The organism is Novosphingobium decolorationis (genome assembly GCF_018417475.1).
Classification (GTDB): domain Bacteria; phylum Pseudomonadota; class Alphaproteobacteria; order Sphingomonadales; family Sphingomonadaceae; genus Novosphingobium; species Novosphingobium decolorationis.
In genome coordinates this window covers 4,418,204-4,442,662 of record NZ_CP054856.1, presented here as the reverse complement: position 1 = coordinate 4,442,662, position 24,459 = coordinate 4,418,204, and the positions used below count along the sequence as shown (strand labels likewise).

Genomic DNA, 24,459 nt, shown 5'->3' with positions numbered 1-24,459 from the left:
ACGACTCAGGCCCGGGTCGGCTCTGCGGGATCGTCGAGGCTGTAGCCAAGGCCACGGATCGTGGTGATGACGTCGGACCCGAGCTTCTTGCGGATGCGCGTCACGAAAACCTCGATCGTGTTCGAATCGCGGTCGAAATCCTGATCGTAGATGTGCTCGATCAGTTCGGTGCGGCTGACCACCTTGCCCTTGTGGTGCATCAGGTAGGACAGCAGCTTGTACTCCTGCGCGGTGAGCTTGACCGGCTCTCCGGCCAGCGTCACACGGCCCGAGCGCGTGTCGAGACGCACATCGCCTGCGGTCAGTTCGCTGGAGGTATTGCCCGAAGCACGGCGGATCAGCGCCCTCAGGCGCGCGATCAGCTCCTCGGTCTGGAACGGCTTGGCGAGATAGTCGTCCGCGCCCGCGTCGAGCCCGGCGACCTTGTCCGACCACGAATCGCGTGCCGTCAGCACCAGCACCGGGAAGTTGCGCCCTTCCTTGCGCCACATGCCCAGCACCGTCAGGCCATCGATCTCGGGCAAGCCGAGGTCGAGGATGACCGCGTCGTAGTCCTCGGTCGAGCCGAGGAAATGGCCATCTTCACCGTCGACCGAAAGATCGACGGCATAGCCGTTCTGCTCCAGCGTGGACTTGAGCTGGTTGCCGAGTGTGGGTTCATCCTCGACGATCAGGATGCGCAATTCTGGTCCTCCCTCTAGGGTCCCATGCGAGATGGGTGCAAAGCTGTGCAGCGTCAAGCGACGGGAACGCGGGAGGTTCCCGCGACGCGCGCCCAAAGGGCCGCGATCGCGACGCTGCCAGGCTCAGTTCGACTGGCCGATGATCCGCCCTGTACGCGCGTCCACATCGACATAGTAGACCTTGCCGTTCTCGATGAATTTCAGGCGGTAGGCCATGGCGGCAGGATCATACTCCGGCCCGATGTACTGCATCCCGCTCATGCGCGGCAGGACAATCTTCTCGATCTGCCGACTGGACAGGATGTTGCCCGCCCGGCGCTCCTTGCGCACCTGGCCCTGCTCACCGTTCTGGGCCTCGGCCCGAGCCGGAAGCGCAGCCGCGCCGCCGACCGAGAGAGCCAGAACCATCGCGGCGACCGCTGTGGAAGAAAAGCTACGATATTTCATTATGGTCTGGTTGCCTAAGGCAGAGGGATTGAACAAGCCCTGAATGCCCGATGCGCCATGCAACGGGGCAAGTGTTGTCCATTCGCGACAGGTCTTACTGCGGTGACCGGGCCTCCGCCGCCAAGGACGCTTGCCAGCCCCTGCCCTGCCCCTGTAGGGCGCTGGCATTATGGCAACTGCACCTATTCTCAGCTGGGAAGGCCTCGGCCTGATCCAGGGCACCGGCTGGCTCTTCCAGGATCTCGACATCAACATCGCCCAGCGCGACCGCCTCGCCCTGATCGGCCGCAACGGCGCAGGCAAGACGACGCTGCTCAAGCTGATCGCAGGGATCGTCGAGGCGGACGCGGGCAAGCGCTCGATCCAGCCCGGCACGCGCGTCGTCACGCTGGAGCAGGACCCCTTCTTCACCGGCTATGCCACGCTGCTCGACTTCGCCATCCACGGCGAGGACGGCCCGCAGCCCCACGAGGTGGAAGCGATTGCCGACCAGCTCGGCATCGACCTCTCCCGCGAGGCGAAGAGCGCATCGGGCGGTGAGCGCCGCCGCGCAGCGCTATGCCGCGCGCTCGCCTCCGAGCCCGACCTCCTGCTGCTCGACGAGCCGACCAACCACCTGGACCTCGCCGCCATCGAATGGCTCGAAGGCTGGCTCCAGCGCTATAAGGGCGCTTTCGTCGTCATCAGCCACGACCGCACGTTCCTCACCCGTCTGACCAAGGCGACGCTGTGGCTCGACCGCGGCTCGATCCGCCGCAAGGAAGTCGGCTTCGGCGGCTTCGAGGCGTGGGAAGAGGAAGTCCAGAAGGAAGAGACCCGCGCCGCCGAAAAGCTCGACGCGAAACTCAAGATCGAGGCGCACTGGCTGGAACGCGGCGTCACCGCACGGCGCAAGCGCAACCAGGGCCGCCTGGCCAAGCTGTGGGAAATGCGCGCCCAGCGGGCCGCGATGATGGGCCCGCAGGGCACCGCCAAGCTCGGTGTCTCGGGCGATGGCTCCAAGACCAAGTCGGTCATCGTCGCCGAACACGTCACCAAGCGCTTTGGCGAAGGCGAGAGTGAACGCACCGTCATCAAGGACTTTTCCCTGCGCATCCAGCGCGGCGACCGCATCGGCATCGTCGGCTCGAACGGGTCGGGCAAGTCAACCCTGCTCAAGATCCTGACTGGCGAACTTGCCCCCGATGAGGGCACAGTCACGCAGGCCCAGACGATGACCTCCATCGTCCTCGACCAGCAGCGCTCGTTCCTCAAACCCGAGATGCAGCTGCGCGACGTGATCGCCGAGGGCAGCGACTGGGTCGACGTGCGCGGCGTGCGCAAGCACGTGCAGGGCTACCTCAAGGACTTCCTGTTCGATCCCTCGCTGATCGACGCCAAGGTCGGCACCCTTTCGGGCGGCGAGCAATCGCGCCTCCTCATGGCGCGTGAGTTCGCCCGCCCCTCGAACCTCCTCGTGCTCGACGAGCCGACCAACGACCTCGACCTCGAGACCCTCGATCTCCTTCAGGAAGTGATCTCGGACTACGAGGGTACCGTGCTCATCGTCAGCCACGATCGTGACTTCCTCGACCGCACCGTCAACCTGACGCTGGGGCTCGACGGCAGCGGCCACATCGACGTGATCGCCGGCGGCTATGCCGACTGGGAAGCCAAGCGGCGCGAGAGGACCTCGGCCGGCAAGGCAAAGAGCGCCAGCGCCGAGACCGCGCCCCCTCCTCCGCCCAAGCCCAAGAGCACCAAGCTCTCCTACAAGGACCAGCGCGACTACGACCTGCTGCCGGGACGGATAGAGGAACTGGAAGCGGCAATCGAACGCGACGAGACGGCGCTTGCCGACCCGGACCTTTATACGAAGAACCCGGACAAGTTCGCGGCGCTGACCAAGGCCATCGAAAAGGCCCAGGCCGAAAAGGAAGCCGCCGAAGAGCGCTGGCTGGAACTCGCCGAACAGGTCGAAGGCTGACAGAACTTGCCAAATCGGTAATTTACGAGGAAGGTGGCAAGCCAATCCGGTTATCCGCAGGCCCCGCTTTCCATGCTTGATCGAATCCGCGCCATCCGCCAGCAGAAGGGCATGACCCTGGCGGATGTCGCTGCGGCCTGTTCGCCGCCCACCACTGCCCAGACCATCGGACGGCTCGAAACCGGCGCGCGCACGCTTTCGCTCGACTGGATGAACCGCATCGCCGCAGCCCTCGGAGTTGAGGCGGGAAGCCTCCTGCGCGCCGAAGCGGCAAGCCCCGCCCGCATGATCGCAAGCCATGGCCCAACCGGCCTGCGCCCACTGAGCGCCCCCCATGACGTCCTTCCCCACAGCGAGATCGACCCGCTTGCCCGCTGGGTGGTTCTGGGCATCGAAGTCGCCGCCAGTGACTACCGCGCGGGCGACCAGGTGTGGATGCGCCACCTCGATGCGGGCGCGCTGGCGGCCGCCACGTCGCATCTCATCAATCGTGAGGCCCTGGTCCCCTTGCCGGGGGGACGCGTTTCCTTCGGACGAATCGTAAGTATTTCAACGGATGAGGAACGAAGCCTCGTCACACTGCTTCCTTCCCTTGTCCGGCGCCCGCCTCTCCGCATCGAGGATCCGGAATGGATCGCGTTGGCCGAAACACTCGTGCGCGCCCTCTGAGCGAGCGCGCACCGCAAACGAGGCACTGACATGCGCGTTCTCTCGATAGCCACGCTGTTCCCCAATGCAGTGAAGCCCGGCTTCGGTATCTTTGTGGCCAACCAGATGCGCGCGGTCGCCGCGCGCGGCGATGTCGACCTCGTCATGGTCAGCCCCCTGGGCATCCCACCCTGGCCTCTATCCACGCGCGCACCCTACAGCGCCCTGAAGGACCTCCCCGAAGAGAGCGACGATGCGGGCATCCCGACCTACTACCCACGCTTCACCACCATCCCCAAGCTGGGCGGAGACAGCAATCCCGGCCGAATCGCCAAGGCCATCCTCCCCCTCGTCCGCCGCCTGCACGCAGAAGTCCCCTTCGACCTCGTCGATGCCCAGTTCTTCTTCCCCGACGGCCCGGCTGCGGCCCTTGTCGCGCGCGAACTGGGAATCCCGCTCACGATCAAGTCACGCGGCGCGGACATCCACTACTGGGGACGGCGCGATTCGCCGCGCGCGCAGATGCAGCAGGCGGCCGAGCAGGCCGCCGGGCTCCTTGCCGTCAGCCAGGCGCTGCGCGAGGACATGATTGCGCTTGGCATGCCCGAGGAGCGGATCGGGGTGCACTACACAGGGCTCGACCGCGAGCGCTTCCACCCCATCGAACGCAGCGCCGCGCGGACCCTGGTCTCGGCCATGCCCGGCCTTGAGATCTGGAACATCGGCCCTCTGATCGTAACCCCGGGGGCGCTCATCGCCCGCAAGGGCCAGCGGCTTGTCCTGGAAGCACTCATTCACTTCCCCGAAGCACGCCTCGCATTTGCCGGCACGGGCGAGGACGAGGCACGCCTGAAGGCCGAGGCGAAGATCCTGGGCGTCGCTGATCGCGTCCACTTCCTCGGCATGGTCAGCCACGACGTGCTTCCCCAGCTCCTTTGCGCGGCCGATGTGATGGTGCTGCCCTCGGCAAGCGAGGGGCTGGCCAACGTCTGGATCGAGGCGCTGGCCTCGGGCACACCCATTGTCATTCCCGACATTGGCGGCGCGCGCGAAGTCATGAAGGACCCCAGCGCAGGCCGCATTGCCGAGCGTACCCCCGATGCAATCGCCGAGGCCATCCGCGACATCCTCGCCGATCCGCCGTCGCAGGACGAAGTCGCCGCGAACGTCCATCGCTTCAGTTGGGGCAAGAACGCCGAGAACCTCGTCCAGTTCTGGAGCGATGTCCTGGAAGGACGGCCGGTGCACACAGGACGCTAGGCCCAGGCCCAGGCCCAGGCCCAGGCCCCGATCCGGCCCCCGCCCTCAGGACTGTCACGGCGTGTCCGGGGCCGCCTTCTTCACCCGGGCTTCGAGCGAGCCGAGCCGGCTCTGGTAGGCAATGGCCTGCATCATCGTCATCTCGGCGGGCGTGACCCTTTCCGGGTCCGCCAGACCAAGGGCTCCTGACCAGGGATTGGGCGCTCCGGGAAAGAAGACCACGACCTGTCCATCTTCCTGCCTTTTGGTCTCGAAGGCCAACTGCAAGAAATCGTCGAGCCGGACCCAGACCGGGATCAGGGTGGGATCAGCCTCGTGAGAAGGCCCGCCGCCAGCAAGCGATTTGAAGAACAGGTAGAGCGGGATCTTGTTGAGGAGCCCTTCCTCCAGCCACTGCACCAGGCGGACCGCGGCGCGCGTCCTGGCGACCAGCCCAGCAAGGTAGCACACCAGAACCAGCACGATGACGGAGAGAATATCGAGGAACAGGACGTCGTTGACCGAATCGATCTCGAAAAAACCGGAAAAGAGCATCGCGAGCTTGCGCATGAAGCCCAGAGCCTTTCCGATAATCACGGCGATCACCACGAGTGGAACGAGGAAGAATGCTCCTCCAATCACAGTAGACTTGAAGAACCTCATGCCAAGATACATGCAAATACCCCCAACTCGAGGCCCGCACGATGGTCGGTTCAACTGGCACTGTCAAAACAAACTGGGGGACAACACCAAATCGCGGCCATGAAACCGACGGATGCCAACTTCCTCCCCCCGGAACACACCTCGCATCCAGATACATAATCGAGTAGGGGGGCGCCTCACGGCGCCCCCCTCTCACACCACCGGACGTACGTACTGCGTATCACGGCGGTTTCCGGTACGGTTTAAGGCGGCATGTTGGAGAGCGAGGCTTGAGAGACCTGCCTGATCGAACCATGCGTTGGGCATGCCGTGGGCGGCCTGAGGGCTGCCCGACAGGCGCCACCAGCCCTTTCCCGAGAGCGCGAAGATCCAAGCCTGCCATTCTGGGACGCCGTTTTCCCTTAAGAAAGTGGCGATCGTCATGGTGCGCTTGCACTGTTTGAGCCGGACGCAGCGAAGCTTGCGCCGGAGCCAGCTGTCGATCTCGCGCAAAACCGTCTGAGCCCGGGCGTGTCGGTAGTAGGTGACCCACCCTGTAGTGAAGGCATTGGTCTGTGCGATCATCGCCGCGAGGCTGATGCCTCGGTTGCGGCGCGTAATCGCCCTGAGCCGCTCCTTCAGCCGCGTGAGACTTTTGTTCGCTATGCTCAAAAAGCCTCCCGCTGTCAGACGGTGGCCGAGGAAGGTACGTTCCCGGACGTGTGCAACCGCGCTCTTGGCCTGATTGACGCGGAGTCGGAGCTTGCCTTCCAGCAAGGCGGTAACCGAAGCCATGACGCGCTCCCCCGCTGCCTGTGACCGTACATAGATGTTACAGTCGTCGGCGTAGCGGCAGAACCGGTGGCCCCGGCGTTCGAGCTCCTTGTCGAGGTCATCCAGAATGAGGTTAGCGATCAGCGGCGAGAGGGCCGCCTTGCGGGGTCCCCTCCTGCCGTTCGACGTGCACACCACCCGACAGCATCCCGGCCTGTAGAAACCGGCGGATGATGACGAGCAGGCGTGGGTCGGCGATGTGCCGGGCCAGACGGGCCATGACGATGTCGTGGTTCACCCGATCAAAGAATTTCTCCAGGTCGAGGTCTACGACGATCGCATAGCCGTCCCGCACATAGTCTCGGGCCTGACGCAGCGCATCGTGTGCGCCGCGTCCGGGGCGGAACCCAAAACTCGATGCCGAGAATGTCGGATCAAGGACGGGATCCAGGACTTGCAGTATCGCCTGTTGTACCAGCCGGTCGACAGCCGTCGGAATGCCCAGCTGGCGCACTCCTTTCCCGCCGGGTTTGGGAATTTCAACTCCGCGCACCAGGCTTGGACGGTAAGTACCGTCGAGTAACGAGGCGATCAGCCTCTCACGGTTTCCTGCAATCCAGTCACGCAGGTCGGGGACGGTCATCCCGTCCACGCCCGGCGCCCCCTTGTTCGCTTTCACCCGCTTGTAGGCTTGGTTCAGGTTGGCCGAGCTGGCCACCTCCTCCATCACGTAACGCGTCAAGGCGAGGGGCTCGGCCCATGCCGTGGGTGATTGCCGCTCCTCGATCGTCCCAGCGCCAGTTCCGCCTTTGCCGGTGACGTCGTGGCCAAGCGATGCCTTCAGGGCTTCATCGAAGAAGTCCTGCTGCTTCCCGCTACCTTGCTGCCGCTCCACACCCATCGAATGTGCCCAGTCTTGCTCCTTGGGTACCGAATTTGGTCCTTCGCCGGCTTGCGCCCGCTACTATGACCGCTGCTGACTTCTCCGGGCCCATCCAGCAACATCACTGCCGCTGTTCTCCGGATCGTCCGGAGAGGCCAGGAGATCTCCCGGGGTAAGACGTTGATCCTTCACTCGGTCGCTGCCGGATTTACCAATGCGCGCGTCTGTCTGGCTATCGGACATCCCCATCCATTGCTGGGTTATCCCGCCGCACCGGCCTTCTATCCGATTCCTGTTCGTCAGCTCCGAGCTTTGCCTCCGGCTTCCTCCCCACCCCGCCTCGCGGCGACGCAGTTGCCTTCAGCTAGCAGTTCCCACCAGCAGGCCTGCAAAGGACTTACACCTCCTGCATCAACGCCGTGCCCGGCACACAAAAAAGGGGCGCCCGAAGACGCCCCTTCTTCGTATCTGTCGTGACCGCAGCCTTTACGGCTTGGCCGCACGCTCGCGCGCGAGGCGCTCCTGGCGGTCGATGTCCGATTCGTTGGGAATGAAGCTTTCGCCCGAGACACCCAGCCAGATCAGGATCGGCGCGGCCATGTAGATCGAGCTGTAGGTGCCCACGAAGATACCCACCGTGATCGCCGCAACGAGACCGAACAGGCTCTCCGGACCAAAGATCAGGAGCGGGATCAGAGCAACCAACAGCGTGGCCGAGGTCATCACCGTACGCGCCAGCGTCTCGTTGACCGACATGTCGAGCAGTTCGGGCAGCGGCATCTTGCGGTACTTCTTCAGGTCCTCGCGGATGCGGTCATAAACGACGATGGTATCGTTCAGCGAATAGCCGATGATCGCCAGGATCGCCGCGATGATCTGGAGCGAAAACTCCATCTGGAACAGCGCGAACATGCCCAGCGTCAGCGAGACGTCGTGGAACAGCGCAAAGAGCCCCCCCACGCCGAACTGCCACTCGAAACGCACCCAGATATAGAGCGAGATCGCCAGCATTGCCGCGCCCAGCGCCCAGATCGCCATTTCGCGGAACTCGCCCGAGACCTTGCCCGAAACGGTGCTCACACCATCGATGCGCACATCGGGATAGGCCGTCGAAATGGCGCTGGTGATCTGCTTGGAGATCTGCGCCGCCGCGCCCGGATTGCCTTCGGCTTCCTCGGGCAGCTTGGAGCGGATCGAGACTTCGTTCGCTTCGCCGAAGCGCTGGATCACGGGCTCGCCATAGCCAAGCCCGCCGATCAGCTCGCGAAGGCTCGCGATCGGGGCCTCCTCCTGCTTGGTGAAGGTGGCCTGGATTTCCTGACCGCCCGCAAAGTCGACGCCGTAGTTCAGGCCCTTGGTAAAGACCAACCCCCAGCTCGCCGCAATCAGCAGGCAGGAGATGATGTAGAACGGCACCCGCCAGCGCAGGAAGTGAATGTTCGTGTTGTCGGGGACAAGTTTGATGAGGCGCATGAGATCAGCCTTCAGATGGTCAGGTCTGCGGGACGCTTCGCGCGCAGCCAACCGGCCACCCACATGCGCGTCATGGCAACGCCGGTGAAGACGCTGGTGAACAGGCCGATGATGAGAACGACCGCGAAGCCGCGCACCGGACCCGAGCCGAACGCAAAGAGCAGAACACCGGCGATGAAGTTGGTGATGTTCGCGTCATAGATCGCGCGGCTGGCTTCCTTGTAGCCGTTCTCCACCGAGGTGAAGACACGCCGCCCACGCTTGCGCTCCTCGCGGATACGCTCGTAGATCAGAACGTTGGCATCGACCGCGGCGCCGATGGTGAGCACGAAACCGGCAATACCCGGCAAGGTCAGCGTGGTACCGATCTGCGCCATGATGCCCAGGATCATCAGTACGTTGATGATGAGCGCGAAGGTCGCGTAGATGCCGAAACGGCCATAGGAACCGACCATCAGCGCGATCACGAGCAGCGAGCCCACGCCCATGGCGATGAGGCCCTTCTTGATCGAGTCGGCACCAAGGTCGGGACCCACGGTGCGCTCCTCGACCACGGTGAGGTCGACCGGAAGCGCGCCCGAGCGCAGGGCGATGGCGAGCTGAGTCGCCGATTCGACGCTGAAGCTGCCCGCAATCTGCGCGCTGCCGCCCAGGATCGGCTCATTGATGCTGGGGGCCGACAGGACCTTGCCGTCCAGGATGATGGCGAAGCGCTTGCCCACGTTCTGCTGGGTCAGTTCGGCGAACTTCGCCCCGCCCTGCTGGTTGAACGTGATCGAGACGACCGGACGGTTGGTCTGCTGCTCGAAGGACTGCTGCGCGTTGGTCAGCTGGTCACCCTTGATGCCGCCCAGGCGCTTGACCGCGATGGCCGAGACGCCGCCCACTTCGCTGCCTTCGGCATAGGGCACGATCTCGTCGCCCGGAGGCGCGATGCCGTTCGCCACGTCGTTGGGGGCCGCATTCTCGTCGACCATCTTGAATTCGAGCTTGGCGGTCTGACCGATCAGCTGCTTGAGCGCATCGGGGTCATCGAGCCCGGGGACCTGCACGACGATGCGCGCATCACCCTGTCGAATGATCGTGGGCTCACGGGTACCGAGCGCGTCGATACGCTTGCGCACGACCTCGATGGCCGAATCCATGGCGTCCGAAGTCGCCTGGTCGAGCCCTTCCTGGGTCGGCGTGAGGATGAAGCGGTTGCCGTCCTCGACGCGGATATCCCAGTCACGCTGGCCGGTGAGCCCTGCACCCGTGGTGAGATTGACCAGTTCATCGCGCGCAGCGTCAACCTGGCTTGCATCCTTGAGCATGAACGAGAGGCGGCCATTGGTGCGCGAGATGTCGCCGATGGCGATACCCGGGCTGGCGGCGCGGAAGCGGGCGCGCACGCTCTCTTCCATGTTTTCGATGCGCTGCTGGGCGACCTGGCCCTTCTCGGCCTCGAGGAGGATGTGGCTGCCACCGGCAAGGTCGAGGCCCAGATTCACCTGCGCATTGGGAAGCGCAGAGGGCCACGGCGCGTTCGCCAGGGAAAACAGCGAAGGCAGGGCAAGGGCCGCGCAGATCAGCGCGACTCCCCAGAACCAGACCTTCTTCCATACGGGAAAATCGAGCATTGCCTTGTGCTTTACTCCAGGAGGACGAGGCTAGACAGACGTGGCCGGCCCTACGCAGGACCGGCTCATGCCTGAACAAATCAGTCGTTCGCGGGCGTCTTGCCGGCGGGCGGGATGACGTCGCTGATGGTGGACTTCACCGCCTTGACGACCATGCCCTTGGCGAGCTCGACCTCGACGTAGTTGTCATCGACCTTGACCACCTTGCCCACGAAGCCCCCGCCGGTGAGAACTTCGTCGCCGCGCTTGATCGATTCCAGCTTGGAGCGGTGCTCCTTCTGCTGCTTCATCTGCGGGCGCAGGATCAGGAACCAGAAGATGAGCGCCATCGCCACAAAGGGCAGGTACTGCAGCCAGGCGGGGGCGGCCCCACCCGATGCGGCGGCAAGCTGGTTGAGAATCGAGCTGTTCATGGAACCTAAGAAACCTTCTATGTCGTCGCCCCGATCGCCCGCGCGCTTCGCAAGCCGGTCTTGCAGGACCGACCCGGCGCACCGGGCATCGAGGCACTGCCCTTAAAGGGCTGTACCGGATGCGGGCGGTTAGCAACAAAGCGCCAAGCTGGCAACGAACCTGCCGACTCTCACCCCAACCCGCCGCGAAAGGTAGGCAGCCGACCACGCAGTTCCAAGGCCGTTTGAAGAGTTTGCGAAGAAACCTTGCCGATCATGTCGATAGAGGGTTGCGCTCCTGAAAAAGCCCGCCTATAGGGCGCCCTCCGGTCGGGACGTAGCGCAGCCTGGTAGCGCATCACACTGGGGGTGTGGGGGTCGGAGGTTCGAATCCTCTCGTCCCGACCAATTCTACAAGTCATCACAGGATGACACGAAACGGGTCGCGAAAGCGGCCCGTTTTCGTATGTGCGCGGCCCGTAAGTTGCCACCAGGGTTTCCGCCGCTTTCCGCCCGTTCCCGGGCCGCGACGACGGGCTCCAAGGGGCAGTCATGCGGCCACAGGCCCGGGCGCGAGGCCCTGCCTGGTGTTCGCGGACCGGCGTTCGGCGGTCCCAGCGGACGGTTGCAGATCGAATCACATTGACGACGCGGACGGGTTGCAGGCCGAATCCTCCCCATGGCTCGGGGCCCCCAGACCGGCGAGGTGCCTGATGACACCCGGAACAGCGATTCGCCCCTTCCCGCAGGCACCTGACCCAAGACCTGCCCCCTGCCCGGGACGAGAGGCCCAGCGCGCAATTGCGCGATGCCGACCTTGCCGCCTATGAGAGAGACCACGCGCCAACGCTGTCCACGGGCAAACGGTGCAAGTTCAAGGAAGTGCAGCCCACATGATCCCCAAGCTCATCTATGTCCTCAACGGCCCCAACCTCAACCGACTGGGCAAGCGCGAACCCGGGATCTACGGTTCGCAGACGCTGGAGGATATCGGCGCCAGCCTGCTGGAACGCGCCGAAGCGCTGGGCTGCACCATCGAGATGCGCCAGTCGAATCACGAGGGCCAGCTCGTCGACTGGCTGCACGAGGCCGAAGACAAAGGGGCGCACGCGGTCCTGCTGAACGCGGGTGCCTACACCCACACCTCGATTGCCCTTCTCGACGGCATCCGGGCTATTTCCGCGCCCGTCATCGAGGTGCACCTGTCCAATCCTCACACGCGCGAGGAATTCCGCCATGTCAGCAGGGTGGGACAGGCCGCGAAGGGAACCATCGCGGGATTTGGCGCGAACAGTTACCTGCTGGCGCTGGAAGCCGCCGCCGCGCTCTGAGGGCGTGGCACGCACGCCACGCGCGCACCATCGTCGGCGCGTACCGCCACGATATGGTGCACCGGAACGGCAGCCTCATCGCCCGTCAGGCTCTGATCGCCATCCTGCACGACCGCCACATTGCAGATCCCCGCACGAGCGAGCGCCAGCAACGTGCGCCGCATGTCATCGGGAGAGGCATTGGCCGCCATGGCTATGGCAAGAAAACGATCCGCATCGCCCGAGGTCGTGGATGATGGTGCAAGTGGTCGAATGCGTCCTGCGAGGTCGGACAGAGGCCCCCCACCCACGCGCCAGAGCGCGCCATCCAAGTCGTATCGAGGAAGGTCCTCGTCGTCGCGCAATGTGATGCGGGCCTGCCCCAGCGGAACACCCAGCTCGAAGTCCGCAACCGGCGCGGAATCCCCGCGGGTGAACCACCAGACATTCGCGCCGATCAAAAGCAGCGCCACACCGACCAGCGCGGCGCGGCGAACCTTGCGGGAATTGGGCATGCGAAAGGCTCAGACCTCGAGCGGAACGCCCGGAATGCTCTTCGATGTACGGATCGTGAGCGAGGTCTTGACGCTGTCCACGTTGGGCGCGGGCGTCAGCTTGCTGGTCAGGAATTCCTGGAAGCTCTGGAGGTCGCGGCTGACGATCTTCAGTATGAAGTCGATTTCACCGTTGAGCATGTGGCACTCACGCACTTCGGCAAGGCCCTTCATGTGGTCCTCGAACGCACGCAGCGCTTCCTCGGCCTGGCTCTTGAGGCTGACGAGCGCGAAGACCGTGATCGTGAAGCCGAGTTTCGAAGGGTCCAGATCGGCGTGGTAGCCCTGGATGATCCCGGCCTCCTCGAGGCTGCGCACGCGGCGCAGACACGGCGGCGCGGTCAGGCCGACGCGCTGGGCCAACTCGACGTTGGTGATCCGCCCCTCATCCTGCAACTCGGCCAGAAGCCGACGATCGATTTCATCCAGATTGATCATGTCCGAATCCCGAAATTCACCCCAGGCCTTCGCTTCAGGCCACATTGTCGACGAAAACGCACGCAAAACGACGCTTTCCTGAAATAATATTATCCCTTAGCGTAATCGTCCCGCTTTGCAACGCTTTCCCTTGGTCACTTTTGCGAAACGGTTGGTTTGCTAGGGGAAAACGATCCCGCAAATCGCCTTGCGACGTGCTACGGGATCCGCACTGGCCCGTAACGAGACCCGCTCCCGCCGGCTCTCCCTTGGATTTGAATGCACTTCGACGATCGCCTTTCCACGGTTTTGCGCCATTCCGCGACCAGCGGAACGCTTGCGCGCATCCAGTACAGACAGCTGATCGACATCCTGGCGCAGGCCCCTTCCGGTCTCGTCACGGACCTGACCGAGGCGGGTTACGCCCGCCTTGATTCGCTGGGGGCAACGATTCGCGACACCGATCAGGCCGAACTGATTCGCCAGTCCCTGGTGCGCCTTACCAATCCCCGCCTCCTTGCCCTGCTCGCCGAAGCTGGCCCCCAGGTCGCCAGCGCCGCACTTGCCAAGACGCGACTGAGCGAAGCGGCTTGGCTTGACCTGATCCCGGCCCTTCCCGTCCATGCCCGCGGCATCCTGCGCCACCGCCGCGACCTGCCCCCGCGCGTGAACGACATGCTGGAACGGCTGGGCATCGGCGACCGGGCGCTTCCTCCCATCGCGGCCGCATCAGCCGCGACCGAGACGCTCGCCCCCAGTGCAGAGCGATCTGCGGGCGAAGCCCTCGAACCGCCAGCCCCTCAGCAGACAGAGGAACGGCCTGGGCATATGGCAAACGCCGAAGTTCAGGCCCGGACACTCGGCGCTGGTCGAGTTCCCTCGAACGAAGCGGAAGTCGAGGAACTCGTGCTCACGCAATTACTGGGCGACGAACCACCCGCTGCCCCTCCATTCCCTGCACACCGCCCGGAAGCGGACCAAGGCCCGCCCGTGAGCACCTTTGCGCCGCCGCATGATCCCGCGCCTTGCGGGAGCACGCGCGCCGCGACACAGGCGCCCTCCACCATCCCCACATCGCTGCGGGAATGGGCGCGTCTGCGCGCGTCGGGCCCCCTCACCCCGCCGCCACCGCCGCCACTCGCACCGGACGGCCCCGGGGATCCGGGAATCGGCGCGATCGTACGCCGCATCGAGGAATTCCGTCGAAGCCGCCAGAAGCCCCAGCCCACGGAACCCCAGGGCGATTCGCCCCGGCTGCCTCTGGGCGATGCCATCAGTGAAGCCACGCAGGGCCCCACGACCCTCGATTTCGCCACCGATGCCCTTGGCCGGATTACCTGGGCCGACGGCCCCTTCGCCAGCGCGGTCACCGGCTTCCTTCTCCCTCTTCACGAGAGCGAACAGGAAACGATAGCGACCGCTGTTCGGCACGGGCAGCCGATCCGGGGAGCACGTATCCAGCTGTCGGGCCCGGCCGCGATCAGTGGCATATGGCAAGTCGATGCCGCCGCCTGCTTCGACCAAGGCACGGGACGCTTCACCGGCCATAGCGGCCGCTTGCGCCGCCCCCACCCTTCGGTGCGGGATACGGCGAACGCCAGCGCCAGCGCCGAGGCGGACCGGATGCGCCAGGTTCTTCATGAACTGCGCACTCCGGCAAACGCCATCCAGGTTGCTGCCGAGATCATCCAGCAGCAACTCTACGGCCCTGCCCCTCACGAGTACCGGGCGCTTGCGGCCTCCATCGCGGGCGATTGCGCGCATATCCTGGCCGGTTTCGAGGAACTCGACCGACTGGTCAAACTCGAAACAGGCGCCCTGTCACTCGACCCGGGGCTCTGCAACTTCGCGCTTGTCACCCATCGCACGATCCAGCGCCTGGGCAGTTGGACGGGCCCGCGCAACAGCGGTTTTCGGCCCTCCCCGGACCTCGCCGACGCGCAGCTGCCCATCGCCCTCGAACACGACGAAGCCGAACGCCTCGTCTGGCGCCTGCTTGCCGCGCTCGCCGGCGCGTCGGCCAGCGAGGAGCGTCTGGCGCTCCACTGGGCCGAAAATGGCAGCGACCTTCGCATCTGCCTGCAACTGCCCAAGACTCTCGCCGAGCGCGAAGGCGACGCGCTGTTTGCGATCGGCGACATCGGTCGCGGACAGGCCCTGACAGCAGGCGTGTTCGGGGTCGGCTTCACCTTGCGCCTTGCCTCAGCCGAAGCCCGCAGCGCCGGGGGCGGCCTGCAGCGCATTGCCAATGAACTCGTGCTTACGTTACCCTTGGCCCGGGTGAAAGACGCACGCCCTGACATGGCGAACCTCGCTTCCTGAAGGAGGCAGACAACCTGGCCGCGCGGCGCCGGAGACAAGGATAGAGGCGGTCGTGGCCGAACCCAACATGCTGCAGCGTCCAAGGCCAGAAAGCCGGGCCCGTTTCCACGACGACTTCGGGCAACGCTTTCTCGTGACGGTCGATACCGAGGAGGAGTTCGACTGGTCCCGCCCTCTGGACCGCGAAGGTCACACTCTCCTCAGCGTCCCAGCCTTGCGCAAATTTCAGGAATTCTGCGAGGGATACGGCGTAACTCCGGTCTACCTCGTCGACTTCCCGATCGTGAACACGCCCCTTGCCGTTCAGGCCATCGGAGAGGCCGTCCGCGAAGGACGCGCCGAGATCGGCGTCCAGTTGCACCCCTGGGTCAACCCTCCGTTCGAGGAAGCGATAACCGCCCACAACAGCTTCGCCGGCAACCTCCCGCGGGAACTCGAAGAGGCCAAGCTGCAGCGGCTGAAAGCGAAGATCGAGGAGGTTTTTGGCGCCACCCCCTTGATCTACCGCGCCGGTCGCTATGGCCTGGGCGCGGATACGGCCTCGATCCTGCGCGCCAACGGGATCGCCATCGACAGTTCGGTACGGGCCCGCTTCGACTACAGCGGCGAAGGTGGTCCCAACTATCGCCATCATCCCTGCCACCCCTACTGGGTCGGCACCGATGATCCGCGTATTCTCGAACTTCCGCTGACAAGCCTCTACTGGGGCCCACTGCGCCAGCTTGGTGACTGGATCTATCCCCGGCTCTGGCGCGCACCGCGCCTGCGCGGCATGCTGGCACGGCTGGGGCTTCTTGAACGCATCGCCCTCACCCCCGAAGGGATCACCGCGCACGAGGCCATGCGCGGCGTCGACATAGCCCTCGACGACGGTGTGCCCGTCCTTGTCTTTTCCTTCCACAGCCCCTCGCTCGCACCGGGCTATACCCCTTACGTGCGCGATGATGCCGAACTCGACGCCTTCTATGCCTGGTGGCGAACCCTCTTCGACTACCTTGCGACCCGCGGCATTTCCTCCACCAGCGTCAAGGACATCATGCGCTGCGTAGAGCTGCCCTGAGCACTTGCGGACAAAGCACGATTTTAAGCGCGCCAACGCTTGCCTAGCTGCGACAGCCAAGCTAACGCGTCTCTCGCCCGGCCACGCCGATAGCGCCGGGCGGCACGGTTGGGGCCTGTAGCTCAGCGGTTAGAGCTGGCCGCTCATAACGGCTAGGTCGCGGGTTCGAATCCTGCCGGGCCCACCACCCTCGCCTTCACGGGCGACAGCACGTGGCCCAACATCGGCACCCGATAGGTCGGGGAGTGGCGCAGTCCGGTAGCGCGCCTGCTTTGGGAGCAGGATGTCGCAGGTTCGAATCCTGTCTCCCCGACCAATCTCTCAAGCGCTCAGCAATGCCCTTTCCAAGCCGGTTTCCAACCGGCTTGCACAATCTCACTTTGCTCCACGGCCGCTTCGCTCGGCATTGTTGCGCAAATCGGCCACAGAGTAGCCATTGTCCCTTGAAGGCAACAATCGCGCAGTGCGCAGATCAGGGCCGCGGGCACAAGTCAACCGGTCAAAGCAGCTACATCTCGTCACACAAATTGGCCAGCAAGAGACGGACTTCCGCCATTTGCGCCATGTTCACGCTCTTTCCTGAAAGAGCGCTGACAAACAACACTTCGAACTTCTCTTGAACGTTCGTCAGTTTTGTTTTTAGTTCCGCGAGGTCGCCACCTTCTCCCGTCACCTGAATCTTCTCGGGCGAAAGCTTGATCTGCGCTTCGAGTTCGCGCCTAAGCAGGACCTGCTGTTTGAGTTCGTCCTCGAGATCCGCAATTTCCATGGAACGGCGGACCACGCGTTCATCAAGCACCGCATTCGTGCGCATCAGGTTGTGGGCGTTGCTGCGCTTGGACACGTGCGTTGCAATGCGGGCCTGCAGGACCTGGAAATCGATCGGCTTCGTGACGTAATCGTCCGCGCCCGCTTCCAGTGCTTCTATGGTAGCCTCACTTTCCGCACGTGCCGTCACCATGATGATAGGGAGCTCCCGTGTCGTCTGGTCCTGTCGCAGGATCCGCAAGACTTCGATGCCGTTCATGTGCGGCATCATGTAGTCCAGCAACACGATGTCGGGCAGACGTTCGGCAATCGCCTTCAGCGCCGCAGCACCGCTTTCAACGCATCGTATCCGGTAGCCATAGGGCTCCAGCCGTCGGCGAATGACGGCCTGGTTGGCCTCCATGTCATCGACAACCAGAATATCGCTTATGTTCGTGGTACCAGGCATAAACTACCATCCATCATGCGGCATTGCCGTGAGCTTCCAGATTTTGCACGTTCCGGCCCAACTTGCGCGGAGACAGGCCATTCTTCGGAATGAGCCTGACCACTTTGCCGGTCAGTGCCTTCCCGTCTTCCTCATTCAGGACCTTGCCGGTGACGACCATGATCTTCGGGCGCTGCTCTTCGGGCATTTCGGCGACCCTGTCGATCAGGGAAAAGCCATCACCGTCCGGCATTCGCAGATCGGTAATAATCAGGGCGAACGTGCCTTGCTGCAGAAGCCTCATGGCCTCGCCGCCACCCGACGCGACCTGGGTCGTATAGCCCATCTGGTTCAGCCCGCGGGCGTAAAGGTTGGCTGTGCCGGGATCGTCTTCGACAATCAGGATCGCACCATCGTGCTTCTGCGAATACTGAACGAAAATATCGTTCAGTTCGCCATGATCAATGGGCTTGACCAGGTGGTCTGCTGCGCCAGCTTCGATCGTCCGACTGCGATCATCGTCGACCGTGACAACCACGGTTGGAATGGATCGCAGTTCCGGATCCGCCTGAAGAGCTTCAAGCACTTGCCAGCCATTCACGCGCGGCAGGGTCAGATCCAGCAGGATCATGTCGGGCCGATGCTGGTAGGCCAACTGCAAGCCGGTTTCCCCCTCCTCGGCGCAGATCGTTTCAAAATTCGCGCGCTGTGCCAACCGGGTCATCAGTTGCAGGGCACTGGGCTGATCCTCAATGATCAGGGCAAGTGGCTTGGCCGTGGAGCGCAAGCGATTATCCAGGACAGCCTCGGTCTGGACGGCATTGGGGATATCGTCCTCGCCCGCGCCATATTCGCGAAGATTCGCCCTTATGCGAAGCGTGAACGTCGTACCGGCTCCCTCGACGCTGTCGACCTCGACAGTGCCGCCCAGCATATGCGCAAACCGCCAGGTGATGGTGAGGCCGAGGCCTGTCCCGCCATAGCGGCGTGTCGTACTCGCGTCCGCCTGTACGAAAGGCTGGAAGAGCCGGTTCATCTGGCTGGCGGTCATACCGATGCCTGTGTCCGACACAGAAAAGACAAGGTCTTCCCCGTCGGCCCGTGCCAGGATGAAGATCTGCCCGTTTTCGGTGAACTTGCAGGCATTTGCCCCGAGGTTCAGAAGGCATTGCCTGAGCTTCGTCGCGTCCGAGTAGGCCTCGCCGATGTCAGGATCCGTGACGATCTGAAGGGTGTTGTTGCGCTGCGCCGCGATGGGCGCCAGCATTCCTTCGATTTCCTGCATGACGCTCAAGGGGGAGAATTCATGCAGGTCGATCCCCATCCGACCGGCTTCGATCTTCGAGAGGTCGAGGATCGAGTTTATGAGCCCGAGCAGCTGGTGTGCCGAGGTGTGTATCCACTCGACATCCTCGAGCGAGCGCTTGAGTTCGAGGATGTCGAGTTCCTCGCGAAGAACTTCTGCATAGCCGATAATGGCATTGAGCGGCGTCCGCAGTTCGTGGCTCATGTTGGCAAGGAACTGGGACTTGGCGACATTGGCTTCCTCAGCCGCGTCGCGTGCCTCGCGAAGAGCCTGCGCGCTTTGCGAAAGAGCCACGTTGCCCTGCTCCAGCCGTTCGAGCATCGCGTTGAAACTGGTGATGATGGCAGCCAGGTCCGGATCGGGGCTCTACTCGAGCCGGACGCTTGAGTCTCCCGATGCGCTGATCTTCCTCATTGCCCGCATGAGCGTATCGATCGGCTTGTGGGCGATCCTGTCCATCCAGTGGCTGAGCAGGACCGCGATCGCGAAAGCGACCATGGTGATCAGCGCCGCGGCGCCCAGGTTGTCGAACAGGATGTCGGACAAAGACCGGTAGTGAACCCCCACGCGCAATGTGGCGATCTGACGTCCATCGACGCGGATGGGGCGCTCCACCACGGCTTCCCAGGCCAGCTGGTCCGCCCGCGCACCGGGCGCGGCATCATAGCTTGCAAAGACCTGGCCGCCGGGCAGCACGGCCTCGACCCAGCCAATGCCGTCGAGGCCCTGGATCGATTCCAGGTTCTCGCCCGCCACTGCCGGATCCTCGAACAGGATGGCCGGCGCAATGTTCGACGAGATGATCGAGGCCGCCTGGACGAAGCGCTGCTCCGCCTGCTCCCTGTCGGTCTTCCACTGCAGGCCGATCAGCCCCATGGCCGATACCGTCAGCGCCGAAGCGACAGCGAGGCCCGTCAGCAATTTCAGTTTCTTGCGAAAGGCGATGATCATGCGCGCAACTCGCATGGTCCTGACGTCAGAGCTGGCGTCATTGCTGCACCCGCGCGGCCAGGCGCAGGATCTTCGAACTGATCGTCACCCCGGCCTCGCGGGCCGCCTTGAGGTTGATCTCGAAACGGACCTGGTTCCCGGTACGCAACAGACCGATCGTAGCCCCTGTGTCCAGGATGCCCGCCCCTTCGCCGATGATGACCCTACCCTTCTGGCGATAGCGTTGGACCTCGCTGCGTCCGACCTCGCCGAGCATGACCACATCGCAGCCGGTCGCAGCTCCATCATCGATGGACCTGTAGGCGATGGTTCTCTTTTCCAGGCGCCGACCGTTCAATCTGGCCATCTGGGAAGCGGCGGAAAGATCACGCCGGACACAGAGCCTGATCGTGCCGTCGCCGCGCTCGTCCGGGATCTCGATGTAGCGGATCAGATTGAGCGTGATCGCCGCTTTCAGCGCGTTCGGATCCACCGGCGCCGCGCGCACCGGTCCGGCAGCTAGCAGAACCGAGCCCAGAACGTGCAGGAGAAGCAGTTTGCGCATGGCTACCCCTGTCAAAACCGGAAGCGCAGCTGCGCGGAAATCGTCCGCGCAACGTACATCATCGGCGCGGGATAGAACGGCTGCGTGAACTCGACGTGCCGCGCCTGCAGCAGGTCGTTGCCGATCAGCGAGAGCTCCGCCCCGTTGGGCAGGCGATAGGTCGCTTTCAAGTCAAGCGCGGTATAGGCTGGCACCGGCCCCTGCGCCAGGCGCGAGACATGGCGCAGCTGGCTGTCGACCGAGAAGAAGCTGCCGATGTCGACGCTGTTGGACAGCGAAACCTGATGGCGCGGTGAGCCCTCGAGCGGGAAAATCATCAGGTATGGGCTGCCGCTCTGCGGGTCCGTCGGCACGTGAAAGTCGAAGTGGGAATAGTTCAGGCGAACCTTCCACCATGGCATGATGCGCCCGGAAAGCGACGCCTCGCCTCCCCATGTCTTCGCACGGCCGATACCCTTGACGTCGAGCGCGAGGCCCAGCCCGAGGGGATAGGGTACAGGGTCCTGGAACAGGGGAAACGCCTCTCCCGGGACGGTAACGGTGATCTTGCGATAATCGTTGTAGTAGCCGGCAAGATCGAGCGACCAGCTCCCGCCGAGATCGAACCGCGCACCGGCCTCGTAGGCGAGGAGATGTTCGGATCCGCGGTCGGCATCACCGAGCAGCACCGGATAGACCGGCAAGGGAAAGGGATTGGTGGCGGAATTGGGCAGCTCGACGGTGAAGTTGAACTGCGCCGCGCGTTCCATGCGGGACGGTGTGCGAACCGCGCGCGTGACAGAGCTCCACAGCGAGACCTCGGGCACCGGCTTGTAGAAGATCCTTGCCGTGGGCTGGACTTCGACACCTGTGAAGTTGTTGTACTCCAGCTTGGTGCCCAGTGTCAGCCGCAGGGTATCGGGTATCAGCGAGATATCGTCCTGGATATAACCGCTCAGCCAGTAGTCGGTATCCGCCGAATCGGTGAACCTGACATTGTACGGTCCCTCGAGTTCATCGAGCAGGACACGCGCGCCGAGGCCAAAATTGACGTCATGGACATCGTTGGCCCGCCAGTGGAACCCGAGGTCAAGATCGGCAAGCTGCCAGTCGAAGCAGGCATTGCCCAGTTCGCAGCGATTGATGTCGTTGTACTGGGCCTGCAGGGACCAGTCGAAGTTCTCGCTCGTGCGCTGCGTCCAGCGTCCCAGAACGCTGAAGGACTCGAATTCGTCGCGCGAGCGAATAGTCGAATAGCCGGGATTGGTCAGGTCCGCGTTCACCTGGAGCAGCGGATTGTCGTAACTCCCCCTGGCATAGTCCAGTTGAACGGTGGCGGCGTTCTGCGAGTCGGGCTGCCAGTCGAGACGCGTTCCGGCAGCCCCGCCCTGCCATCGCCGCCCGACATCATCGCCGTTGACATCGACCAGACCGTTGTCGTGGCGCACCGTGCCATAGACACGATAGTTCAGTGCATCGGACATCCTCCCGCCATAGGACAGGCTGCCCTGCTGGAAGCGTGAGCCGGCGCGAGCATCGAACGACACGCCCCCGGTATCGGCGCTGTGCTTGGTGATGATGTTGATGACACCGTTCGAGGAATTGGCGCCCCACAGGCTGGCACCGGGACCACGCACGATCTCGATGCGTTCGATGTCGCCAATCGGCACCATCAATTGGTCCCAGAACACGCCCGAAAGCGTCGAGACGAACTGCGAGCGGCCATCGACCATGACCAGCAGCGCATTGGCCAGCCGGCTGTTGAACCCCCGGATCGTGACGGCATAGCCACCGTTGGTCTGCCTGCCGACTTCCACGCCGGGAACACCGCGCAGCAGTTCGGGGATCGTGCTCGCCGCCGAGCGCTGGATATCCTCTTGCGTGATCACGTAGACGGCGCTGGCGGAATCCACGACACGCTGCCGCTTCTTGGCCACCGAAGTCGATTCCAGCGTCAGCAGGTCTTCCAGCGAGACATCAAGCAGATCGTCAGACGGCGCGTCCTGCGGGCCGTTCAAGGGATCGGTGACGGACTGCGCGTAGCCCTTGCTCCCAAGAGGCAAGCTCACGGCGGCAAGGCTGATGGCCACGAGGGCGCTCGTTCGGGACAGGCTAGATTTCATGTGCTTGTTTTTACGCAGCCGTATTAAGAATGCCGAAGTCCGCATCCATGTAATCGCCCTGCTTCTGAAGCTTGCGAAACGCGCTGAGTTCGACGGGGCGTGAGAACAGGAAGCCCTGGACAACATCGCATCCCATCGCCGAGAGCAGTTCCAGCTGCGCCTTCGTTTCCACGCCTTCGGCGACGGAATGGAGACCCAGGCTGTTCGCCATGCTGATGATGGTCTGCACCAGGACCCGGGCATCGGGCCGGATGGTGATGTCCTTGAGGAGCGACTTGTCGATCTTGAGCTTGCTGATCGGCAGAGTGATCAGGCTCGCCAGGTTCGAGTAGCCGGTTCCGAAATCGTCGACAGCAAGGGTCACGCCGATGTCCGCCAGTTGCCGCAGGCGGTCGGCAGCAAGTTCCGGATCACGCAACGCGCTTTCCTCGGTCAGTTCGATCTGAAGCAGTTCGGGCCGGATTTTCCAGCGCGCGATCGCGGCCTTCACGGTGGCGATGAAATCCCCGCGCTCCAGGTGCGACGGGGAGATGTTGATCGAGATCTGCACAGGCGAGCCGGTGCGCTCGAACTCGGCGATGCGCTTGACGGATTCCTGAATGACCCACTCGCCAATCTGGATGTCGAGATTGGCGCGATTGGCGAGGTGCAGGAACTGTTGGGGCAGCATGAGGCCCTTGCGGGGATGCCGCCAGCGGATCAGCGCCTCGGCGCCCAGCAATCGGCGCGAATGCACATTGTAGAGAGGCTGGTAGAACAGCTCGAGATTTCCACGAACCAGTGCCTCACGCAGTTCCTGTTCCGCTTCGGCCTCTTCGCGCGCCTTGATGTCCATCACCGGATCGTAGAATTCGTAGCAGCCCCGGCCCGATCCCTTGGCACAGTACATGGCCGTATCAGCCGACCGGATCAGCGTGGCGTAATCCATCCCGTTATCGGGACGCAGGGCAACGCCCACACTGGCGCTCACGTTGATGGTGTGGGGACCAATTTCAAAGGGTTCGGACAGGACCTTCACGATACGCGAAGCGATCCGGCTGGCCTGCTGCGCACACCCGGGCTGCGCCGTGAAGCAGACGAACTCATCGCCCCCGAAACGCGCGATGCAGGTCAGCGGCTGCGCGGTATCAGGGGGCGAAGCATCGCTCTGCGCGTCCAGCTGGGTCGCCATGCGCAGGCGATCGGCCGCATTCTGCAGAAGCCTGTCACCGATGTGATGGCCAAGCGTATCGTTGACCGCCTTGAAGCCGTCCATGTCGATGAAGAAAAGTGCGCATTGCAGATCGTCGGAGGCCCCGCCGACGATGCGCTCCACCTTCTTCTGCATTTCGACCCGGTTGAGCAGACCGGTCAGGCCGTCACGGCAGGCAGCCTCGCGCAAGTCCTCGACATGGCGGTGCATCTGGCTGGCCAGAGCCTTCATCGCCCCTTCCATTTCAGGTGCTTGCGTACCGATCGACGGAGCATCGATGACGCCGGTCACATTCTCGTTGAGATAGCCGAGCATTTCGCGCAACCGGCCGACCAGGTCCTTCAGGCGCAGGATCCGGCCGGCCAGCACGACACCCAGGCCTCCGTGAAGAAGAACGAGAAGAGGTTCGAACGGAAACGAATGGCTGTGGGCAGCTTGCAAGAGAACATACGTAAGACCCGCGGAGATCAGTCCCGCGAGGATAGGCAATGTCGCGGAAGCCCCCCTTAACCTGAAATGTAAACGTTTTCGTCCCATGGCTACCCTATAAGCCATGAATCTTACCAAAATGTTCGATGCGCTGGCTCATCCCCTATCGTGGGAGGTGGCAGGCTGGCGCTTCAAAGGGTCAAGAGCGCTGGCCGTCCCGGAACGAGGCAGGCACCTTGGTCCCGACGATGGCCTGGCCGGCTATGCGCGGACCGCTTTGTTTCCCCATCCACGGATAAAGTTAGCGGCTC

21 protein-coding genes, 3 tRNA genes and 3 pseudogenes are annotated in these 24,459 nt (G+C 63.6%); 11 read left to right on the top strand and 16 right to left on the bottom strand.

Annotation, left to right across the window (positions count from 1 at the left end; genetic code table 11):
• Positions 1–5: 5 nt before the first annotated feature.
• Positions 6–683 carry a response regulator transcription factor gene (locus HT578_RS20575; RefSeq protein ID WP_039394601.1) on the bottom strand — a complete coding sequence of 226 codons (678 nt, stop codon included), beginning with the start codon at positions 681–683 and terminating at the stop codon, positions 6–8.
• A gap of 123 nt (positions 684–806) precedes the next feature.
• Positions 807–1,130 (bottom strand): PepSY domain-containing protein, encoded by a 324-nt coding sequence (locus tag HT578_RS20570; RefSeq protein WP_213501272.1) that lies wholly within the window; start codon positions 1,128–1,130, stop codon positions 807–809.
• 169 nt (positions 1,131–1,299) lie between these two features.
• On the opposite strand from HT578_RS20570, the pseudogene HT578_RS22635 reads away from it, so the two are divergent.
• The 5 genes and pseudogenes from HT578_RS22635 to HT578_RS20555 form a co-directional block, all read left to right on the top strand.
• A pseudogene (locus tag HT578_RS22635) lies at positions 1,300–1,683 on the top strand (ATP-binding cassette domain-containing protein); the annotation flags it as partial.
• Positions 1,684–2,223: 540 nt separating this feature from the next.
• Positions 2,224–2,547 (top strand): annotated as a pseudogene (locus HT578_RS22630) (ATP-binding cassette domain-containing protein); the annotation flags it as partial.
• A gap of 3 nt (positions 2,548–2,550) precedes the next feature.
• Positions 2,551–3,096: an ATP-binding cassette domain-containing protein gene (locus tag HT578_RS22625; protein WP_422394400.1), complete on the top strand. Its 546-nt coding sequence runs from the start codon at positions 2,551–2,553 to the stop codon at positions 3,094–3,096.
• A 72-nt stretch (positions 3,097–3,168) separates the two neighbouring features.
• Complete coding sequence (locus HT578_RS20560; RefSeq protein ID WP_213501270.1) at positions 3,169–3,765, top strand: helix-turn-helix domain-containing protein; 597 nt, start codon at positions 3,169–3,171, stop codon at positions 3,763–3,765.
• Positions 3,766–3,795: 30 nt separating this feature from the next.
• The gene (locus HT578_RS20555) at positions 3,796–5,004 is read left to right on the top strand and encodes a glycosyltransferase (protein WP_213501269.1); all 1,209 of its coding nucleotides are present in this window, start codon (positions 3,796–3,798) and stop codon (positions 5,002–5,004) included.
• Between the two features lie 54 nt (positions 5,005–5,058).
• Here HT578_RS20555 and HT578_RS20550 read toward each other — a convergent pair whose 3' ends face one another.
• The 6 genes and pseudogenes from HT578_RS20550 to yajC all read right to left on the bottom strand — a co-directional run bounded on the left by HT578_RS20550 (position 5,059) and on the right by yajC (position 10,787).
• Positions 5,059–5,580, bottom strand: a complete 522-nt coding sequence (locus tag HT578_RS20550) for a DUF502 domain-containing protein (protein WP_213501268.1) — start codon at positions 5,578–5,580, stop codon at positions 5,059–5,061.
• Positions 5,581–5,838: 258 nt separating this feature from the next.
• Positions 5,839–6,297: a group II intron maturase-specific domain-containing protein gene (locus tag HT578_RS22620; RefSeq protein WP_213501431.1), complete on the bottom strand. Its 459-nt coding sequence runs from the start codon at positions 6,295–6,297 to the stop codon at positions 5,839–5,841.
• A 75-nt stretch (positions 6,298–6,372) separates the two neighbouring features.
• Positions 6,373–7,042 (bottom strand): annotated as a pseudogene (locus HT578_RS20540) (reverse transcriptase domain-containing protein); the annotation flags it as partial.
• Between the two features lie 726 nt (positions 7,043–7,768).
• Complete coding sequence (gene secF, locus HT578_RS20535; RefSeq protein ID WP_039394615.1) at positions 7,769–8,755, bottom strand: protein translocase subunit SecF; 987 nt, start codon at positions 8,753–8,755, stop codon at positions 7,769–7,771.
• 11 nt (positions 8,756–8,766) lie between these two features.
• Complete coding sequence (secD, locus tag HT578_RS20530) at positions 8,767–10,374, bottom strand: protein translocase subunit SecD (protein ID WP_213501265.1); 1,608 nt, start codon at positions 10,372–10,374, stop codon at positions 8,767–8,769.
• A gap of 80 nt (positions 10,375–10,454) precedes the next feature.
• Positions 10,455–10,787 (bottom strand): preprotein translocase subunit YajC, encoded by a 333-nt coding sequence (gene yajC / locus HT578_RS20525; RefSeq protein WP_039394620.1) that lies wholly within the window; start codon positions 10,785–10,787, stop codon positions 10,455–10,457.
• Positions 10,788–11,097: 310 nt separating this feature from the next.
• On the opposite strand from yajC, the gene HT578_RS20520 reads away from it, so the two are divergent.
• A tRNA-Pro gene (locus HT578_RS20520) sits at positions 11,098–11,174 on the top strand.
• A 485-nt stretch (positions 11,175–11,659) separates the two neighbouring features.
• Positions 11,660–12,097 (top strand): type II 3-dehydroquinate dehydratase, encoded by a 438-nt coding sequence (aroQ, locus tag HT578_RS20515; RefSeq protein ID WP_213501264.1) that lies wholly within the window; start codon positions 11,660–11,662, stop codon positions 12,095–12,097.
• Here the strand turns inward: aroQ and HT578_RS20510 are convergent.
• Positions 12,061–12,591: a hypothetical protein gene (locus tag HT578_RS20510; RefSeq protein ID WP_213501263.1), complete on the bottom strand. Its 531-nt coding sequence runs from the start codon at positions 12,589–12,591 to the stop codon at positions 12,061–12,063. The genes aroQ and HT578_RS20510 overlap by 37 nt on opposite strands.
• 9 nt (positions 12,592–12,600) lie before the next feature.
• Positions 12,601–13,068, bottom strand: a complete 468-nt coding sequence (locus HT578_RS20505; protein WP_148625892.1) for an Lrp/AsnC family transcriptional regulator — start codon at positions 13,066–13,068, stop codon at positions 12,601–12,603.
• Positions 13,069–13,326: 258 nt separating this feature from the next.
• Here HT578_RS20505 and HT578_RS20500 point away from each other — a divergent pair, with 258 nt between their 5' ends.
• The 4 genes from HT578_RS20500 (at position 13,327) to HT578_RS20485 (ending at position 16,745) form a co-directional block, all read left to right on the top strand.
• Positions 13,327–15,369 carry a sensor histidine kinase gene (locus HT578_RS20500; RefSeq protein ID WP_213501262.1) on the top strand — a complete coding sequence of 681 codons (2,043 nt, stop codon included), beginning with the start codon at positions 13,327–13,329 and terminating at the stop codon, positions 15,367–15,369.
• A gap of 52 nt (positions 15,370–15,421) precedes the next feature.
• Entirely contained in the window at positions 15,422–16,429 is a 1,008-nt protein-coding gene (locus HT578_RS20495) for a polysaccharide deacetylase family protein (protein WP_213501261.1), read from the top strand.
• Positions 16,430–16,540: 111 nt separating this feature from the next.
• A tRNA-Ile gene (locus HT578_RS20490) sits at positions 16,541–16,616 on the top strand.
• A gap of 52 nt (positions 16,617–16,668) precedes the next feature.
• A tRNA-Pro gene (locus tag HT578_RS20485) sits at positions 16,669–16,745 on the top strand.
• A 192-nt stretch (positions 16,746–16,937) separates the two neighbouring features.
• On the opposite strand, the gene HT578_RS20480 is transcribed toward HT578_RS20485, so the two are convergent.
• Genes HT578_RS20480 through HT578_RS20455 form a run of 6 tightly spaced genes read right to left on the bottom strand, consistent with a single transcriptional unit; the run spans position 16,938 to position 24,088 of the window.
• Positions 16,938–17,645, bottom strand: a complete 708-nt coding sequence (locus HT578_RS20480; protein WP_213501260.1) for a response regulator — start codon at positions 17,643–17,645, stop codon at positions 16,938–16,940.
• Between the two features lie 13 nt (positions 17,646–17,658).
• Complete coding sequence (locus HT578_RS20475; RefSeq protein ID WP_213501259.1) at positions 17,659–19,251, bottom strand: hybrid sensor histidine kinase/response regulator; 1,593 nt, start codon at positions 19,249–19,251, stop codon at positions 17,659–17,661.
• Positions 19,252–19,296: 45 nt separating this feature from the next.
• Positions 19,297–19,896: a CHASE sensor domain-containing protein gene (locus HT578_RS20470; RefSeq protein WP_213501258.1), complete on the bottom strand. Its 600-nt coding sequence runs from the start codon at positions 19,894–19,896 to the stop codon at positions 19,297–19,299.
• A gap of 22 nt (positions 19,897–19,918) precedes the next feature.
• Entirely contained in the window at positions 19,919–20,425 is a 507-nt protein-coding gene (locus HT578_RS20465) for a YfiR family protein (protein WP_213501257.1), read from the bottom strand.
• Between the two features lie 11 nt (positions 20,426–20,436).
• Positions 20,437–22,494, bottom strand: a complete 2,058-nt coding sequence (locus HT578_RS20460) for a TonB-dependent receptor plug domain-containing protein (protein WP_213501256.1) — start codon at positions 22,492–22,494, stop codon at positions 20,437–20,439.
• Between the two features lie 43 nt (positions 22,495–22,537).
• Positions 22,538–24,088, bottom strand: coding sequence for a putative bifunctional diguanylate cyclase/phosphodiesterase (locus HT578_RS20455; protein WP_213501255.1), 1,551 nt, complete (start codon positions 24,086–24,088; stop codon positions 22,538–22,540).
• Positions 24,089–24,459: the final 371 nt, after the last annotated feature.

Excerpts from the sequence above, each read along its gene's own strand:
- HT578_RS20510 (WP_213501263.1), bottom strand. The coding sequence starts at position 12,591 with ATGCCCAATTCCCGCAAGGTTCGCCGCGCCGCGCTGGTCGGTGTGGCG.
- HT578_RS20560 (WP_213501270.1), top strand. The coding sequence starts at position 3,169 with ATGCTTGATCGAATCCGCGCCATCCGCCAGCAGAAGGGCATGACCCTG.
- HT578_RS20570 (WP_213501272.1), bottom strand. The coding sequence starts at position 1,130 with ATGAAATATCGTAGCTTTTCTTCCACAGCGGTCGCCGCGATGGTTCTG.
- HT578_RS20555 (WP_213501269.1), top strand. The coding sequence starts at position 3,796 with ATGCGCGTTCTCTCGATAGCCACGCTGTTCCCCAATGCAGTGAAGCCC.
- aroQ (WP_213501264.1), top strand. The coding sequence starts at position 11,660 with ATGATCCCCAAGCTCATCTATGTCCTCAACGGCCCCAACCTCAACCGA.
- HT578_RS20475 (WP_213501259.1), bottom strand. The coding sequence starts at position 19,251 with ATGCTCGAACGGCTGGAGCAGGGCAACGTGGCTCTTTCGCAAAGCGCG.
- HT578_RS22625 (WP_422394400.1), top strand. The coding sequence starts at position 2,551 with ATGGCGCGTGAGTTCGCCCGCCCCTCGAACCTCCTCGTGCTCGACGAG.
- HT578_RS20505 (WP_148625892.1), bottom strand. The coding sequence starts at position 13,068 with ATGATCAATCTGGATGAAATCGATCGTCGGCTTCTGGCCGAGTTGCAG.
- secD (WP_213501265.1), bottom strand. The coding sequence starts at position 10,374 with ATGCTCGATTTTCCCGTATGGAAGAAGGTCTGGTTCTGGGGAGTCGCG.
- HT578_RS20465 (WP_213501257.1), bottom strand. The coding sequence starts at position 20,425 with ATGCGCAAACTGCTTCTCCTGCACGTTCTGGGCTCGGTTCTGCTAGCT.
- HT578_RS20470 (WP_213501258.1), bottom strand. The coding sequence starts at position 19,896 with ATGCGAGTTGCGCGCATGATCATCGCCTTTCGCAAGAAACTGAAATTG.
- HT578_RS20480 (WP_213501260.1), bottom strand. The coding sequence starts at position 17,645 with ATGCCTGGTACCACGAACATAAGCGATATTCTGGTTGTCGATGACATG.
- secF (WP_039394615.1), bottom strand. The coding sequence starts at position 8,755 with ATGCGCCTCATCAAACTTGTCCCCGACAACACGAACATTCACTTCCTG.
- HT578_RS20500 (WP_213501262.1), top strand. The coding sequence starts at position 13,327 with ATGCACTTCGACGATCGCCTTTCCACGGTTTTGCGCCATTCCGCGACC.
- yajC (WP_039394620.1), bottom strand. The coding sequence starts at position 10,787 with ATGAACAGCTCGATTCTCAACCAGCTTGCCGCCGCATCGGGTGGGGCC.